Raw genomic sequence first — 12,780 nt, forward strand, 5'->3', positions numbered from 1 at the left:
GTAGACGAGAAAATCGCTCACCGGGCGAGCTCCGCGGCGGCGCGACGGCGCGACGCCAGCATGCCGTGCTTGGGAGCAAAAAAGAAAGCGAGGAGGAAAACCAGGGTCTGCAGCACGACGATGACGCCGCCGGTCGCGCCATTGAGGAAGAAGGAGGCATAGGCGCCCAGAAGGGACGACAGCGTGCCCACCGCCACGGCAATGAGGATGAGGCGGGGGAAACGATCGGTGAGGAGATAGGCCGTGGCACCGGGGGTCACCACCATGGCGATGACGAGAAAGGCGCCGACGGTCTGCATGGCCGCGACGGCACAGGCGGCGAGCAGCGTAAAGAAGATAGCGCGCAGAAGCGGCGGATTGAGGCCGACGGAACGGGCATGGGTTTCATCGAAGAAGGTGACCATGAGGTCCTTCCAGATGACGGCCATGACGAGCAGCGTCACCACAGAGATGATGACCAGTTGAATGGTGTCTTCCGGGGTCACAGCCAGAATATTGCCCAGGATGATGGTCTGGATGTTCACCGAGGTGGGCGACAGGGAGATCATGAACAGCCCCAGACCGAAAAAGGCCGTGAAGATGAGCCCGATAACGGCATCTTCCTTGAGCTTGGTGCGCTGGGTAAGAAACAGCATGGCGATAGCCGCCAGCCCGCCGGAAAAGAAGGCGCCGAGGGAAAAAGGCAGCCCCAGCATATAGGCCCCTGCCACGCCCGGGACGATCGAATGGCTGAGTGCATCGCCAATCAGCGACCAACCCTTGAGCATGAGATAGGCCGAGAGAAAGGCGCAGACGCCACCCACAAGCGCCGAGACCCACATGGCATTGACCATGTAGTTGTAGTCGAAAGGCTGGAGCAGCAGCTCGATCACGATTGCGGCTCTTGTGTCTTGCGGCGAGCGGATTGCTGATGCACTTGCCGGCCCTCGAGCCCGTACATGACCAAGGGGCGCTCGTCGTCGGTGAGCACGGAAACATGCCGCTGGTCATCGTCGTCGTGCAGCCCTGCCCCGGCAAGCACGAAGTGACGGAGGGCGCCACCGAAGGTAAGTTCGAGCCACTCCCGGGTAAAGATCTCGCTGGTGGGCCCGGAGGCGAGCACAGTACCCTTGACCAGCACCGTGCGGTCGCAGAACTCGGGAACCGAGCCCAGATTGTGGGTCGAAACCAGCATCACCTTGCCTTCGTCGCGCAGCGCCCGCAGCAGGGCGACAATGGCGTCCTCGGTCTTGACGTCGACGCCGGTGAAGGGCTCGTCGAGAAGGATCACCTGCCCTTCCTGCGCCAGCGCTCGGGCCAGGAACACGCGCTTCTTCTGCCCACCAGAAAGCTCGCCGATCTGGCGCTTGCGAAACTCGATCAGGTTCACCCGCTCCAACGCCTGCGTGACCATGTCGTGGTCCTGGCGCTTGGGGCGGCGGAGCGGCCCCATATGGCCGTAGCGCCCCATCATCACCACGTCTTCGACGAGAACGGGGAAGTTCCAGTCGACATCTTCGGACTGGGGCACATAGGCGACGAGGTTGCGCTTGAGCGCCGTCCTGCCGGGAATGCCGAGAATCTCGACCGAGCCGGCGGCAAGCGGCACGAAGCCCATAATGGCCTTGAACAGGGTGGACTTGCCCGAGCCGTTTACGCCCACCAGCGCGGTGATCGAGCCGCGCGGGATGGTGAAGCTGGCGTGCTTCATAGCGGTGGTGCCGTTGCGATAGGCGACGGCAACATCGCTCACGACCAGTCCTGGCTGGCTGGCGTCGTTCATTCGGTCAGGCCTTCGACAATGGTGCTTGCGGTCACCGATAGGAGATCCAGATAGGTCGGTACCGGGCCATCGGCTTCGGACAGGGAGTCCACATAGAGCACCCCGCCATATTCGGCGCCGGTTTCGCGGGCGACCTGCTCGGCGGGTCGCGAGGAGATTGTGGACTCCGAAAAGATCACCGGAATGTCGTGCTCGCGCATCTGGTCGATCACTTGGCGCACCTGCTGTGGCGTTCCCTGCTGGTCCGCATTGATCGGCCACAGATAGAGTTCGCTAAGCCCGAAATCTCGGGCCAGATAGCTGAAGGCACCTTCAGAGGTCACCAGCCAGCGGCGTTCTTCTGGTACGGTGGCGATCGCCTCGCGGATCGGTGCAACCGTTGCCTCGATCTGAGCGACATAGGCGGCGGCGTTGGCGGTATAGGTGTCGGCGTTCGGCGGATCGGCGGCGATGAATGCGTCGCGGATATTTTCGACATAGATGACGGCATCGCTGGGCGACATCCAGGCATGCGGGTTTGGCCTGCCCGCATAAGGTCCCTCCCCGATGCCGATGGGTTCGATCCCTTCACTCACGACAACGGAGGGGACATCGCCGAGATTGCCGAGAAACTGCTCGAACCATTGTTCCAGGTTGAGCCCGTTCCACAAAATGAGGTCGGCATCCTGGGCCGCGATGAGGTCTCCGGGGGTGGGCTGATAGTTATGAATTTCGGCGCCCGGCTTGGTGATGGAGACAATATCGGCCGCATCGCCGGCAACGTTTCGTGCCATGTCAGCAATGATGGTGAAGGTGGTGACCGCCTTCAGCCGCTCCTGCGCCGCAACGGGAACGGCGCAAAGGGTAAGCGCAGCCAGCAGGTACACGAAAACTCGTAGTCGCATGCGTCTACTCCACGGGAACCAGTTACCGCAACTTAGTGCAATTGCAAATCATTCGCAAGTGCATGTTGGAGCGTGATTGGCATCATGGCCGCAATTCCGGATGTGCCGATCCGTTCCGCCGCCGGCGAGGACCGTCGTGAGATGGACAGCTGCCCTTGCGCACCGGAGTAAGACTTCCGATGGTCGTGGCGACTTCAAGGAAGATGTGCTTCACCGCCCTGGCTCCAGCCAGGAGCCTGAAGGTCTCTCTGGCCGAACTGCCTGCAGTTTATTCGCCTAAGCGCGTCCTGGAATGCGGGCGATCACCTTGATCTCAAAGTCGAACCCGGCGAGCCAGTTTACGCCTACAGCGGTCCAGTTGGGATATGGCGGTTTGCCGAAGATCTGGTTCTTGACCGCCATGATCGTGCCGAATTGGTTCTCTGGATCGGTATGGAAGGTGGTGACGTCCACAATATCGGAAAAGGTGCAGCCGGCGGCGTCCAGGGTGGCTTCCAGGTTATCGAATGCAAGACGGACCTGCTTGGCAAAATCGGGTTCCGGTGTGCCGTCCTCGCGGCTACCGACCTGCCCGGAGACAAAGAGAAGATCGCCGGACCGGATAGCTGCCGAATAGCCGTGGGCTTCGTAGAGGGCGTGTCTGTCCTGAGGAAATATAGCTTCGGAAGTGGTCATCACATGAGCGCTTTCTGGGTCTGATTGGCGTGGAGCCTTCCTTTTCAACGGACGCTCCAGTTGCATACGTGGCGTATGTGGAATAGCTCGCGTCATGCACCCATGTCAATTCATATACGACTCGTATGTGAAACGAGGAATGAAATGGCCAAATCACGCGCTCAATCCATGCAAGAAAATCGCGACAAGCTGCTGCGAGCAGCGCGGCAGGCGTTCGCAGAGAAGGGGTATGCCGGGGCGTCCATGGACGATCTCACCGGCGCAGCGGGCCTCACCCGAGGTGCACTCTACCATAATTTTGGCGACAAGATCGGTCTGCTGGCGGCCGTAGTGCACCAAATCGACGGCGAAATGGCCGCCCGCGCACGTGCCGTGGGTGCGCAAGCCAGCACGGAATGGGAGGGGCTCCTGGCGGAGGGCGCCGCCTATATCGAGATGGCGCTGGATGCGGAAGTTCAGCGCGTGGTGCTGCTGGATGGCCCGGCCGTATTGGGGGATCCGTCACAGTGGCCGAGCCAGAGCGCTTGTCTCGAGGAAACGAGGCGGGCCGTCGAACGGTTGATTGCAACAGGGGTGCTAAGAAACGTGGATCCTGAAGCTGCAGCCCGTCTCCTCAGTGGTGCAGCACTCAACGCGGCCTTGTGGGTGGCAGCCGGCGACAAGTCGGATGAACTGCTGCCCAAAGCTGTGGAGGCGTTCCGGTGTTTAGCGTCGGGTCTGCTGAGGGTGCCCGACTGAGCCGTCTTCCAAGGCAGGTTTGCCGATGAGCCCATCGTCGTCGTGAAAGGTTGGCGTAGATCCGTTCAGGGACGGTTGGACAGCAGGTCCAGGTTCATGCCCCCGAGAATGGCGACCAGGAGTACCAGCACGACCAGCATGCCGTAGAAAAGTAAATCGTCCAGAGTAGGTCGAACCATTTGGCTGCTCCGTGGAGGTGCAGCTATCCAACGCGCGGACAGCAGAAGCCAGCCCAAGGATTTGATTTAGTTTCACTGCGACATATCTGCCGCTGCAACAGCGTCTCCTATGCGCGCGGCCGCGCAAATTTGACCGATCATTTTCAAGCGATTGGGCCTATGATGCGCCAGGGCAACGGCACGTAAGCCAGAATGCCCGGGGAGCGGCCATGAGCTTGGAGCGGCAGATCGAATTTACGGTCGAATCCTACAACACCGATCCCGAAGGCCGGCCTCAGCAATCCGACGTCTGCAAGGTCATGGCAACGTCTGCGGAGGCTGCTGCACTCATGGTGCTGCAAGAGGATCTCCATACCATTGGGGAGACCAGGCGCCTCCGAGCCCGGGTCCGTCACAAGACCATTGCCGGGGTGGAGAAAGTAACGATCCTATATAGCCGGCACGGGTCAGCCTAAACACCGGCAGAACAGGACGCTGCGGCAGTCGGTGCCGCTAGCAGTGCAACTTGCAAGAATTGGAGATAGGCGTTGGCGCTGTTTGCCGTGAGTTTCAAGCTCGAGGACGGAAGCGACTACAAAGACCGCTATGCGGCCCTGACCGAAGCGATCGAAGCGGCGAGCGAGGGTGATGTCTGGTCGGAAACCTCGTCCTTTTACCTGATCACATCAACCCGCAATTCGGCGACGCTGAAAGACGCGTTCGCCGAGGCTGCGAACCTGCAGGATGGAGACGTGCTCCTGGTGATCAATCTGAGCAAAACCAAGGGTCATGCCACCAGCGGCATTTCAAAGAAGTCGCTGTTCACGCACCTAGTCAGCCAACGCTAGGCGTTAGCGCAATGCAAGTCGCTGGCCCGGGTATAGGCAGGCGCGATGTCAGGAGAAATCCGTACCCGTGCTTGACTGCTGATCGCGCGCGATCGCCGCATCGAGGTCTGCCTGGGTGACCGGCAGGGCCTCAACCCTTCCGGGGTAAGGCAGCATGATGCTCATGCTGGTGCGGTATGCGTCCCACATCAGATCGAACTGCTCTTCCTCGGCGTTCACCTGAAAGCTCCCCGGTGCATGGGCTTTCTCCATGCCGGGGAGCCTAAAGGAGTGGCGGAAGGTGACGGTGCGGACTGTTGATCTGGTCGTCATCAATTTGCTCCTGCGAGGCGGTGGCGGAGCAGATCGAGCGACCCGACCCGGGCGCCGCTATTTCTTCTTCTCACCAAGAGTAACCGCACCCTTGAGAGAAGGTGCCGAGGCGTTCCCCTGGGGCTTCTCTTTCTTGGGCTTCTTGGCTTCTTTATTTCCGCGCAGCTGACCTTTGGCCATCGGTTGTCTCCAGAGCGATTTCGCTCACACGCAAAATGGCACGTCCGCAGGGCGAAAGACACTCACAAACAGCTTGAGAACCTCGCGTCTGCGGCCGGCCGGCGATGGTCACTCGGCCGGAACAATCCGCTCGAGCGGATAATCGGCGGCTTCATAAAGGACCCGGATCTCGGCACCCTCGAAACGCTGCTCGTCCACCTCGAGGAACGATCCGGCCAATGACTTGGACGGCATGTCCTCGATGCAATAGCGAACAGCCTCCGAAGCGGTGGCGAACCGGCGATACTGCGTCGTCTGCGACTTTGCATAGCGCCTGCTGGGGAAGAGCTCCGCAGCGGCGGCATAGTTGAACTTGTTCATGCTAGCATTCTCCAATTGTGCAGCCCGGATCTGGTTCGACCCGCACCGCTAGTGTTTGCGTTGCAACGGATAGTTGGCGCTGCGATAAAGCTCATGCAGATCTGCGCCTGAATACTCGGCATTGCCGATGCTCAGTCTGGCTCCGCGCAGGCTCACCGGCGCTGCGTGTTCGAGAGCAAAGCGGATTGCATTGGCTGCGGTGCGGAACGAGCGCGAGCCTTGCGCAGCCGCTGTTTGCCAGGAGCTGCCGAGATAGAGCTCGGCGGGAGCCTGGAAGTCGGGATATGTCATAGATTGTCTCGGTTGATGCGGCAGAACGCCGGATCGTCGTTGTATGCCTCACCAAGGGAGCGGGAGGCGTGACGGGCCTGCGCGAGGCAGACCCGGCGAGCTTTGTGCTTAGACGAGCGCCAGGTTGACCGCCGAGTCCTTGCCATCGCGGCCGGTCTCGAGCTCATAGGTAACCTTGTCGCCTTCGTTCAGGCCATTCAGGCCCGAGCGTTCGACGGCAGAGATATGGACAAAAGCGTCCTTGCTGCCGCCTTCAGGCGAAATGAAGCCGAAGCCCTTGGTGGTGTTGAAGAACTTTACGGTGCCGGTTGTCATGGCTGTAGCCTTGTCTTGTCGTGCCCCGGCCAAATGGCCAGAAAGCATCATTGCTGCCCGACAACATGCAGGGCAGGTTCATAACGCTCTCAAAAACAGGGAAGTAGCCAAGAACCGGAAAAACCGGCCTTCAGATAGCCATGTGAGCTCAAACGTATGAAGAACATATAAGTGCACAATGCCGCAATAACAAGGCAGCCATTCGATGGTGTGTTTAAATCGTTCGTCGTCACTGGCTTGGCGAGCGATTATGCGGGAGCCTGAGCTCACACTCGCCTAGCTGAGAATTACTGAGTGAATTCACTACCGGGCGCCGCGTGTACCTTGAAGGTGATGGATACTTCGAGAACCTGATCCTGCTGCTGGTCCCGGACACGAATAGAGATGTCCCTCTCCGCCCCGCCATTGGGCAGAAGGTCGCGAGCCGCTTCGATGATGTGGCTGGTGGCTTCCCGGCGAGCTGCGCTCGCATCTGGCAGATCGGTGCCTGCTTGGTCCTCGGTGATGTTTTCCCCATCGATCAGGTCGAAATAGAAGAGGGGCATGGTCGCACTCCTTTGATTGTCCCTCATGAACATTCCTGTGGAGCTTAGGTTCACCGCCTCGTGGCAAAAGACGGACGCAGACCTCTTCTTCATCAGGTCGGATACCAGTTCACAACGGCACCGCGCCAGGCGCGACAATGCTGGGGAAGCAGCTTTGCGAACGCGACGAACCTGCTTATGGTTACGCGTTTGATCGGACTGGCGCCTTCGCGCTGCCGTGTCGATGGAGGGACGCGGGTGACAATCAGTGAAGCGGCCATGGCAAAACGCCGGCCTCGCGCCGATTTGCTGGCGATTGCGCTTATCGTGGTGCTGCTCGTTTTCTTTATCGTGGGTACGGCGCTGCTGATCTGGCGCTCCTTCAACACGGCGGAGGAGCGCATGTTTGCGCAGGCTGCCTTGTCCTCACAGGTTGTCGCCGCGAACGCAGAATGGACAATCGAAACCGCGCGGCAGGTGTTGCGCCGCGTTGATGACGCGGTGGGGGACGGCTTTGAACCGCCAACGGCCGAGACCGTGCAGCGCCTGGCCGATTCTGTCGTGAGCCTGCCGGGCAGCGCCAAGATCTACGTGGTGGGCGAGGACGGGACCACGCTGTTCTCCACCGATCCCGAAGTCATGCCGATCGAGGTCAGAGACCGGGAGTATTTCACCGGGGTGCGGGATGGGGCCGCCTATTACGTCAGTTCCATGCTCGTCAGCCGGCTCAATGGCGAACAGATCTTTGCTATCAGCAAGCGCATGGAGCGGAACGGGGTCTTTGCCGGTGCCGCAGTAGTTACGTTCAACTACGAGCTGTTGCGTCGAGTGTGGGAATCGCTGCGCCTGGATGATCAATCCACCGTTGGTCTGATCCGTGGCGACGGCGAGTTGGTGTCACGCTATCCACAACCGCCAGGGCCACTGGACCTGAGCAATTATGTGCTCTTCACCGATTATCTGCTCGCAGCTCCCGCCGGCGTCTACGAGACAATCTCTCCGGCGGATGGGGTGCACCGCATCGTGGGCTACCAGACTGTGCGCGGCAGTGATCTCATTGCAGTGGCGTCGATTGGCGTGTCGCCTACCTATGCGGCTACCACACGGGGGATTTGGACCGGCCTTGTCGTTGTGATCCCCACGGCCTTGGCGCTTGCCTATGCCGCCTATGTCGTATGGCGTTTGCTGCAACGCGAAGGGCGCAACCAGGAACGCCTAGCGGCCTTGGTCGACACCAACCAGATGCTGTTGCGGGAAGTGCACCACCGGGTGAAAAACAATCTGCAGTCGGTAATTGCGCTGGTAAACATGCAAAAGGGCGATCCCGCACTCAAGCAGAACCTAAAGGATCGCATCAGCGCCATGGTGGCGGTGCACGAGCATATCTATGGCAATGACCAGTTCGCGGCCGTGGATGCGGGCGGCTATGTGGCCAATATTGCCCAGGGACTGCTCGCCTCCTATGGCCGACCCGTAGCGGTGAGCTATGACATCGAACCGATGATGATTGACCGCGATCATGCCACTCCACTAGGGCTGATCATCAATGAAGCAGTTTCCAACGCGCTTAAATATGCCTTTACCGAGGACAAGCCTGCCGAGCTTAAACTCGCCCTCCGGCGAGTGGACGCCGAGAATGGGCAATTGGTCATTGAGGACAATGGTGTGGGTTTCGATCCCGACGAGACCGGCAAAGGCATGGGAACGCGCCTCATTCATGGGCTTGTCAACCAGATGAGCGGCGAGGCGCGCTATGAGCGCGACAATGGCACCCGTTTCATCTTCAACTTTCCTCTCGCCGAGGCGGCAACCACCGCCTAGTGCGTGGGGTCGTCGAAATCCTGCTGCTCGGCATCGGGCTCCACATAACCGGACCGGGTCAGCCAATCGCGCAGGATACGGTTGATGGCATCGTTGCGACTGAGCATCCCGGCCTCCGGATCGGAGTGGGTGGCGATGAATTTATCGATCCCGGCGATGAGATCGAGGTCGAGGTCAGGCAAGGGGCTGAGATCGGGGCTCGGCTTCATGTGAGCTTCCGCCTTTCGGCGGCAGCATCGGCAGCCTCGCGGCTAGGGCCGGCTTCCTCGATGATCTGGCGCGCTTCGTCCGTTGACAGGCCATGGCGGCTGGCGAAGTAGGACAATTCGTATTGCTGCTCGGCGGCGAGCCGCTTGCGGTCGGCGCCGCCGGTCAGGTCCCTGTTGTCGGGCATGCTCGTCTCCCTCGATGCTGTGGAGATAACACGAGCATGCTAGGGCGGTTCCGCTTGGCGCACCAGCGAAACCACCCCCGAACTTATACCGGATCCCGATAATATATAAGCGTGACTCGGCGGGGATTCCCAAATCGGTTGGTTTCTGAATCATAAGTGCGAACGAGGGAGGTTCGCCATGCCGGTTCCGTTACGAGATGATTTCGAGGCGTCGCAGTTGAGGGTGTTTGCCCGCAAGACAAAGGACGCGCCGCAGGCGCGGCGGCTTCTTGCGTTGGCGGCAATCTATGACGGTGCATCGCGCACCGATGCGGCTCGCATCGGCGGGGTGACGCTGCAGATCGTGCGGGACTGGGTGGTCAAGTTCAACGCCCAGGGGCCGGAGGGGCTTATCGACCGCAAGGCGCCCGGACAGCCCTCCAGGCTAAACGACATGCATCGGGTGGCGATCGCGAGAATGATCGAGAGTGGTCCGATCCCGGCGGTTCATGGCGTCGTGCGTTGGCGGCTGGTTGACCTCGCACAATGGATCTTTGAAGAGTTCCGCATCAGTGTGGCCAAGCAGACCCTGAGCCGGGAACTGCGAGCAATGGGCTATCGCAAGCTTTCTGCTCGCCCCCGACACCATTCCCAGGCCGAAGGCGCAATCGAAACGTTCAAAAAAAGTTCGGCGCCCGCCTGGACGAGATCGCGCTCGAAAAGCGCATCAACTCCGCCGACATAGAGATCTGGTTCGCCGACGAGGCGCGGATCGGCCAAAAGAACAAGATCACACGACGCTGGGCAAAGCGCGGCACACGGCCCAGCGCACCAAACGATCAGCGCACGGTCTCGACCTACATTTTTGGAGCCATCTGTCCCCGGCAGGGCAAGGGTGCTGGCCTCGTCCTGCCCTTCTGCAACACCGCGGCCATGAACCTGCACCTGGCCGAGATCGCCACGGCAGTCGCGCCACAGGCTCACGCCGTGCTTCTCCTGGATCAGGCCGGCTGGCACCTGTCCAGGGACCTGGTAATCCCGCCCAACATTACCATCCTCCCGCTGCCGCCGAAATGCCCCGAGCTCAATCCGGTCGAGAACGTCTGGCAGTTCATTCGCGACAACTGGCTCTCCAATCGAGTCTTCAACTCCTACGAGGACATCCTCGACCATTGCTGCGATGCCTGGAACAAGCTCACCGATCAACCCTGGAAAATCATGTCCATCGGAATGCGTAATTGGGCGCACAGGTTCTAATCAGTGGGACTTGGTATTAGTTGTCGTTGACGCGTCGCCGGTATTCGCTGGCGATATAGAGGACAATCAGGGCAAACAGCGCGCCGGTGCCAACCTGGAGCCAGCCGAACCGCAAAATCAGGTCCGAAACAAAGGCGCCCGCCGCGAAGTTTTCACCGCTCATGAACCAAGTGTCGAGGTAGCCCTCCTCGCTGAGCGGGAAGGTGGAACGGTAGCTGAGATAATTCCATGTTGCGGTATCGAAGGGGTGGAGACCGCCCAGGGTCACCCATTCCAGTGTGGAGATGATCGCGGGCAACAGGAGGGACATGGGAATAGCCCAGCGCCCCATCGCGGTAGCCATGGCGCCAACCAGAGCCATATAGGGCAGGAACCAAAGCAGGCCACAGACGATGACGACAAGCAGACTGACTGCCACCTGGCCATAGACTTCGGCGATATTGCCCAAGAGTGCTGCGGACCCCGTGCCGTTGACGAGCGCTGTGGTGAAGGCGACGCCGAACAGCAATAGGCCACTGAGGAGGGCGACCCCATAGATCACTCCGGGGAAGATGGTCAGGGCTGCCGCCAGTTTGCTCAAGAGAATGCGGAAGTCGGAAACCGGCATGGACTTCCAGAACAACATGGCGTTGTTGCGCTTGTCGGCGGCAAATCCATCGGCGCAATAGAAGAAGAGCGTGCCAAGCAGATAGAGGCACCAAGCTGCCGAAAAGCCCAGGAAGCCGAGCTCGTAGACGCGCATCGGGGCGACGGTGAACATGGCACCGGAAAACTTCCCGTCGACGCGGCCGACGGTGAAGGCGAGGATGGCGGCGCCGAACAGCACCCCCACCAGCGACAGCGGAGCGATGAAGAACGCACCGCGATGCTCGATGAACTCGCGACGGATCAGGGCGGCAAAAGCCTTCATCGGGCACGCTCCGGATTGGCCGTAGGTCGCTGCATGAGCGCCACGAAGAGATCGGACATAGTGGGGGTCGAGAGCTTGCCCAGCGGTTCCAACTGCTCCCGCGCGATGCCGTCGAAGATCATCACGGTCTGGCCGAAGCGGGTTTCCTCATAGACCGGACCAAAGCCGCGGGCCTGCGCCTGCAAGTCGGGATCGTTGACCACCAATTGTACGAACTTTTCGTTCACCGTCTCCATCTGCATGTGGAGGATCAGCTCACCATCGCGGATAAACATAATGTCGGACAACATGAACTCGATTTCGTCCACCTGATGGGTGGTGATGAGCAGCGTTCTCTCCTCGGTCATGTAGTCCTCGAGGAGCCGGCGGTAGAAGCGTTTGCGGTAGGTGATGTCGAGGCCTAGCGTCGGCTCGTCCAAAACGAGGAGCTTGGCATCGATCGCCATCACCACCGCCAGGTGGAGCTGGGCGATCATGCCCTTGCTCAGATTCTTGATCTTGAGCTCGGGCTTGATGTCGGTGCCTTCAAGGAAGGTGCGGGCTTTTTCGATCGAGAAGTTGGGATGAATGTTGGAGAGGAGAGCGAAGAGCTCCCGCACGCGCAGGAAGCGGGGGAGGCTCGCCACGTCGGAGATAAAGGCAACGTTCTCCATGAGCTTGGCGCGCCGCGCAAAAGGATCTTCGCCCAGCACACGAATGGTGCCTTCGCAATTGGTGAGGCCAAGCATGGCGTTGAGCGTGGTGGTCTTGCCCGCGCCATTGTGTCCGATAAGCCCGTAGATTCGGCCCGGCGGAATATCAAAATCGAGCCCGTGCAAGATCTGCTTGCGTCCAAAGGACTTCTTGAGTCCGCGTGCCGAAACGATGGGTTCGATGGCGGTGGTATCGGCTGACAGATCGGTCATGAGTTTGGTCCCTCTTTGGGCGAAGCGCCGGACTGGGCGAGCAGGCTTTGCAGATCAAGATCAAGGGCGCGGATTTGCGCCGCAATGCGGGGCCAGTCCTCCTTGAGAAACTTTTCCCGTTCATGGGACAGCAATTCGGCGCGCGCGCCCGTCTTGACGAACATTCCCAGACCCCTCCGCTTCTCGACCACGCCAATATCGACCAGTGCTTCGAATGCCTTGGTGACAGTCAGCGGATTGACTGAGAGCTCCGTGGCAGTCTGGCGAACCGAAGGCAGCGCCTCCCCTTCCTTTACTGCGCCACGCAGGATCATCTCAGTCAGCCGTTGCCTGATCTGCACGAAGATCGGCTGGCTTGCGTGAAACTCATCCATGTGTTCTGCCTACTTGGTGTAGTAGTGATGTATTACACCATATAAGGAGTGTCAATCGTCTTGCGGAAGAACATGGAGCAATCTACCAGTGAG

At 60.0% G+C, this 12,780-nt stretch carries 20 protein-coding genes; 5 read left to right on the forward strand and 15 right to left on the reverse strand.

Going from position 1 to position 12,780, the window contains the following annotated elements; all coding sequences use genetic code 11:
* Nucleotides 1-17: 17 nt before the first annotated feature.
* The 4 genes from QOV41_RS19480 to QOV41_RS19495 all read right to left on the reverse strand — a co-directional run bounded on the left by QOV41_RS19480 (nucleotide 18) and on the right by QOV41_RS19495 (nucleotide 3,321).
* The gene (locus QOV41_RS19480) at nucleotides 18-872 is read right to left on the reverse strand and encodes a metal ABC transporter permease (RefSeq protein ID WP_284578637.1); all 855 of its coding nucleotides are present in this window, start codon (nucleotides 870-872) and stop codon (nucleotides 18-20) included.
* Nucleotides 869-1,762 carry a manganese/iron ABC transporter ATP-binding protein gene (locus QOV41_RS19485; RefSeq protein ID WP_284578638.1) on the reverse strand — a complete coding sequence of 298 codons (894 nt, stop codon included), beginning with the start codon at nucleotides 1,760-1,762 and terminating at the stop codon, nucleotides 869-871. Before QOV41_RS19485 ends, QOV41_RS19480 begins: the two co-directional genes overlap by 4 nt.
* Nucleotides 1,759-2,646: a metal ABC transporter substrate-binding protein gene (locus QOV41_RS19490; protein ID WP_284578639.1), complete on the reverse strand. Its 888-nt coding sequence runs from the start codon at nucleotides 2,644-2,646 to the stop codon at nucleotides 1,759-1,761. The genes QOV41_RS19485 and QOV41_RS19490 overlap by 4 nt, the downstream gene beginning before the upstream one ends.
* Nucleotides 2,647-2,922: 276 nt before the next feature.
* Entirely contained in the window at nucleotides 2,923-3,321 is a 399-nt protein-coding gene (locus tag QOV41_RS19495) for a RidA family protein (protein ID WP_284578640.1), read from the reverse strand.
* Between the two features lie 144 nt (nucleotides 3,322-3,465).
* Here QOV41_RS19495 and QOV41_RS19500 point away from each other — a divergent pair, with 144 nt between their 5' ends.
* The 3 genes from QOV41_RS19500 to QOV41_RS19510 all read left to right on the forward strand — a co-directional run bounded on the left by QOV41_RS19500 (nucleotide 3,466) and on the right by QOV41_RS19510 (nucleotide 5,065).
* Entirely contained in the window at nucleotides 3,466-4,059 is a 594-nt protein-coding gene (locus tag QOV41_RS19500) for a TetR/AcrR family transcriptional regulator (RefSeq protein WP_284578641.1), read from the forward strand.
* Nucleotides 4,060-4,447: 388 nt separating this feature from the next.
* A complete protein-coding gene (locus tag QOV41_RS19505; protein ID WP_284578642.1) occupies nucleotides 4,448-4,693 on the forward strand; it encodes a hypothetical protein in 246 nt (81 codons plus the stop codon).
* 72 nt (nucleotides 4,694-4,765) lie between these two features.
* Nucleotides 4,766-5,065, forward strand: coding sequence for a hypothetical protein (locus QOV41_RS19510; RefSeq protein ID WP_284578643.1), 300 nt, complete (start codon nucleotides 4,766-4,768; stop codon nucleotides 5,063-5,065).
* Nucleotides 5,066-5,113: 48 nt separating this feature from the next.
* Here QOV41_RS19510 and QOV41_RS19515 read toward each other — a convergent pair whose 3' ends face one another.
* The 6 genes from QOV41_RS19515 to QOV41_RS19540 all read right to left on the reverse strand — a co-directional run bounded on the left by QOV41_RS19515 (nucleotide 5,114) and on the right by QOV41_RS19540 (nucleotide 7,068).
* On the reverse strand, nucleotides 5,114-5,377 hold the full coding sequence (locus QOV41_RS19515) for a hypothetical protein (protein WP_284578644.1): 264 nt from the start codon (nucleotides 5,375-5,377) through the stop codon (nucleotides 5,114-5,116).
* Nucleotides 5,378-5,434: 57 nt separating this feature from the next.
* Complete coding sequence (locus QOV41_RS19520) at nucleotides 5,435-5,557, reverse strand: hypothetical protein (RefSeq protein WP_284578645.1); 123 nt, start codon at nucleotides 5,555-5,557, stop codon at nucleotides 5,435-5,437.
* 108 nt (nucleotides 5,558-5,665) lie between these two features.
* Nucleotides 5,666-5,917, reverse strand: a complete 252-nt coding sequence (locus QOV41_RS19525; protein ID WP_284578646.1) for a hypothetical protein — start codon at nucleotides 5,915-5,917, stop codon at nucleotides 5,666-5,668.
* 48 nt (nucleotides 5,918-5,965) lie between these two features.
* Complete coding sequence (locus QOV41_RS19530) at nucleotides 5,966-6,208, reverse strand: hypothetical protein (protein WP_284578647.1); 243 nt, start codon at nucleotides 6,206-6,208, stop codon at nucleotides 5,966-5,968.
* 108 nt (nucleotides 6,209-6,316) lie between these two features.
* A complete protein-coding gene (locus QOV41_RS19535) occupies nucleotides 6,317-6,523 on the reverse strand; it encodes a cold-shock protein (RefSeq protein WP_284578648.1) in 207 nt (68 codons plus the stop codon).
* A gap of 287 nt (nucleotides 6,524-6,810) precedes the next feature.
* On the reverse strand, nucleotides 6,811-7,068 hold the full coding sequence (locus QOV41_RS19540) for a DUF6894 family protein (protein ID WP_284578649.1): 258 nt from the start codon (nucleotides 7,066-7,068) through the stop codon (nucleotides 6,811-6,813).
* Nucleotides 7,069-7,305: 237 nt separating this feature from the next.
* Between QOV41_RS19540 and QOV41_RS19545 the strand changes: the two genes are divergently transcribed.
* Nucleotides 7,306-8,868, forward strand: a complete 1,563-nt coding sequence (locus tag QOV41_RS19545) for a sensor histidine kinase (protein WP_284578650.1) — start codon at nucleotides 7,306-7,308, stop codon at nucleotides 8,866-8,868.
* Here the strand turns inward: QOV41_RS19545 and QOV41_RS19550 are convergent.
* Together QOV41_RS19550 and QOV41_RS19555 are read right to left on the reverse strand one after the other, a co-directional pair.
* Entirely contained in the window at nucleotides 8,865-9,077 is a 213-nt protein-coding gene (locus QOV41_RS19550; RefSeq protein WP_284578651.1) for a hypothetical protein, read from the reverse strand. The genes QOV41_RS19545 and QOV41_RS19550 overlap by 4 nt on opposite strands.
* On the reverse strand, nucleotides 9,074-9,262 hold the full coding sequence (locus tag QOV41_RS19555) for a DUF3606 domain-containing protein (protein WP_284578652.1): 189 nt from the start codon (nucleotides 9,260-9,262) through the stop codon (nucleotides 9,074-9,076). The genes QOV41_RS19550 and QOV41_RS19555 overlap by 4 nt, the downstream gene beginning before the upstream one ends.
* 178 nt (nucleotides 9,263-9,440) lie before the next feature.
* Between QOV41_RS19555 and QOV41_RS19560 the strand changes: the two genes are divergently transcribed.
* A protein-coding gene (locus QOV41_RS19560; protein ID WP_415926731.1) for an IS630 family transposase occupies nucleotides 9,441-10,498 on the forward strand; the annotation gives its coding sequence in 2 pieces (ribosomal slippage) (nucleotides 9,441-9,927 and nucleotides 9,927-10,498; 1,059 coding nt in all).
* A gap of 16 nt (nucleotides 10,499-10,514) precedes the next feature.
* Here the strand turns inward: QOV41_RS19560 and QOV41_RS19565 are convergent.
* The 3 genes from QOV41_RS19565 to QOV41_RS19575 are packed head-to-tail and all read right to left on the reverse strand — an operon-like array spanning nucleotide 10,515 to nucleotide 12,687.
* A complete protein-coding gene (locus QOV41_RS19565; RefSeq protein WP_284578654.1) occupies nucleotides 10,515-11,408 on the reverse strand; it encodes a hypothetical protein in 894 nt (297 codons plus the stop codon).
* Nucleotides 11,405-12,313 (reverse strand): ABC transporter ATP-binding protein, encoded by a 909-nt coding sequence (locus QOV41_RS19570; RefSeq protein WP_284578655.1) that lies wholly within the window; start codon nucleotides 12,311-12,313, stop codon nucleotides 11,405-11,407. The genes QOV41_RS19565 and QOV41_RS19570 overlap by 4 nt, the downstream gene beginning before the upstream one ends.
* Complete coding sequence (locus QOV41_RS19575) at nucleotides 12,310-12,687, reverse strand: GntR family transcriptional regulator (protein ID WP_284578656.1); 378 nt, start codon at nucleotides 12,685-12,687, stop codon at nucleotides 12,310-12,312. The genes QOV41_RS19570 and QOV41_RS19575 overlap by 4 nt, the downstream gene beginning before the upstream one ends.
* Between the last annotated feature and the right edge of the window lie 93 nt (nucleotides 12,688-12,780).

The organism is Devosia sp. RR2S18, assembly GCF_030177755.1.
Taxonomy (GTDB): domain Bacteria; phylum Pseudomonadota; class Alphaproteobacteria; order Rhizobiales; family Devosiaceae; genus Devosia; species Devosia rhizosphaerae.

What these genes read in the sequence shown, in the direction of transcription:
- QOV41_RS19485 (WP_284578638.1), bottom strand. Translation starts at nt 1,762, where the DNA reads ATGAACGACGCCAGCCAGCCAGGACTGGTCGTGAGCGATGTTGCCGTC.
- QOV41_RS19490 (WP_284578639.1), bottom strand. Translation starts at nt 2,646, where the DNA reads ATGCGACTACGAGTTTTCGTGTACCTGCTGGCTGCGCTTACCCTTTGC.
- QOV41_RS19495 (WP_284578640.1), bottom strand. Translation starts at nt 3,321, where the DNA reads ATGACCACTTCCGAAGCTATATTTCCTCAGGACAGACACGCCCTCTAC.
- QOV41_RS19500 (WP_284578641.1), top strand. Translation starts at nt 3,466, where the DNA reads ATGGCCAAATCACGCGCTCAATCCATGCAAGAAAATCGCGACAAGCTG.
- QOV41_RS19505 (WP_284578642.1), top strand. Translation starts at nt 4,448, where the DNA reads ATGAGCTTGGAGCGGCAGATCGAATTTACGGTCGAATCCTACAACACC.
- QOV41_RS19515 (WP_284578644.1), bottom strand. Translation starts at nt 5,377, where the DNA reads ATGACGACCAGATCAACAGTCCGCACCGTCACCTTCCGCCACTCCTTT.
- QOV41_RS19520 (WP_284578645.1), bottom strand. Translation starts at nt 5,557, where the DNA reads ATGGCCAAAGGTCAGCTGCGCGGAAATAAAGAAGCCAAGAAGCCCAAG.
- QOV41_RS19525 (WP_284578646.1), bottom strand. Translation starts at nt 5,917, where the DNA reads ATGAACAAGTTCAACTATGCCGCCGCTGCGGAGCTCTTCCCCAGCAGG.
- QOV41_RS19530 (WP_284578647.1), bottom strand. Translation starts at nt 6,208, where the DNA reads ATGACATATCCCGACTTCCAGGCTCCCGCCGAGCTCTATCTCGGCAGC.
- QOV41_RS19535 (WP_284578648.1), bottom strand. Translation starts at nt 6,523, where the DNA reads ATGACAACCGGCACCGTAAAGTTCTTCAACACCACCAAGGGCTTCGGC.
- QOV41_RS19540 (WP_284578649.1), bottom strand. Translation starts at nt 7,068, where the DNA reads ATGCCCCTCTTCTATTTCGACCTGATCGATGGGGAAAACATCACCGAG.
- QOV41_RS19550 (WP_284578651.1), bottom strand. Translation starts at nt 9,077, where the DNA reads ATGAAGCCGAGCCCCGATCTCAGCCCCTTGCCTGACCTCGACCTCGAT.
- QOV41_RS19555 (WP_284578652.1), bottom strand. Translation starts at nt 9,262, where the DNA reads ATGCCCGACAACAGGGACCTGACCGGCGGCGCCGACCGCAAGCGGCTC.
- QOV41_RS19565 (WP_284578654.1), bottom strand. Translation starts at nt 11,408, where the DNA reads ATGAAGGCTTTTGCCGCCCTGATCCGTCGCGAGTTCATCGAGCATCGC.
- QOV41_RS19570 (WP_284578655.1), bottom strand. Translation starts at nt 12,313, where the DNA reads ATGACCGATCTGTCAGCCGATACCACCGCCATCGAACCCATCGTTTCG.
- QOV41_RS19575 (WP_284578656.1), bottom strand. Translation starts at nt 12,687, where the DNA reads ATGGATGAGTTTCACGCAAGCCAGCCGATCTTCGTGCAGATCAGGCAA.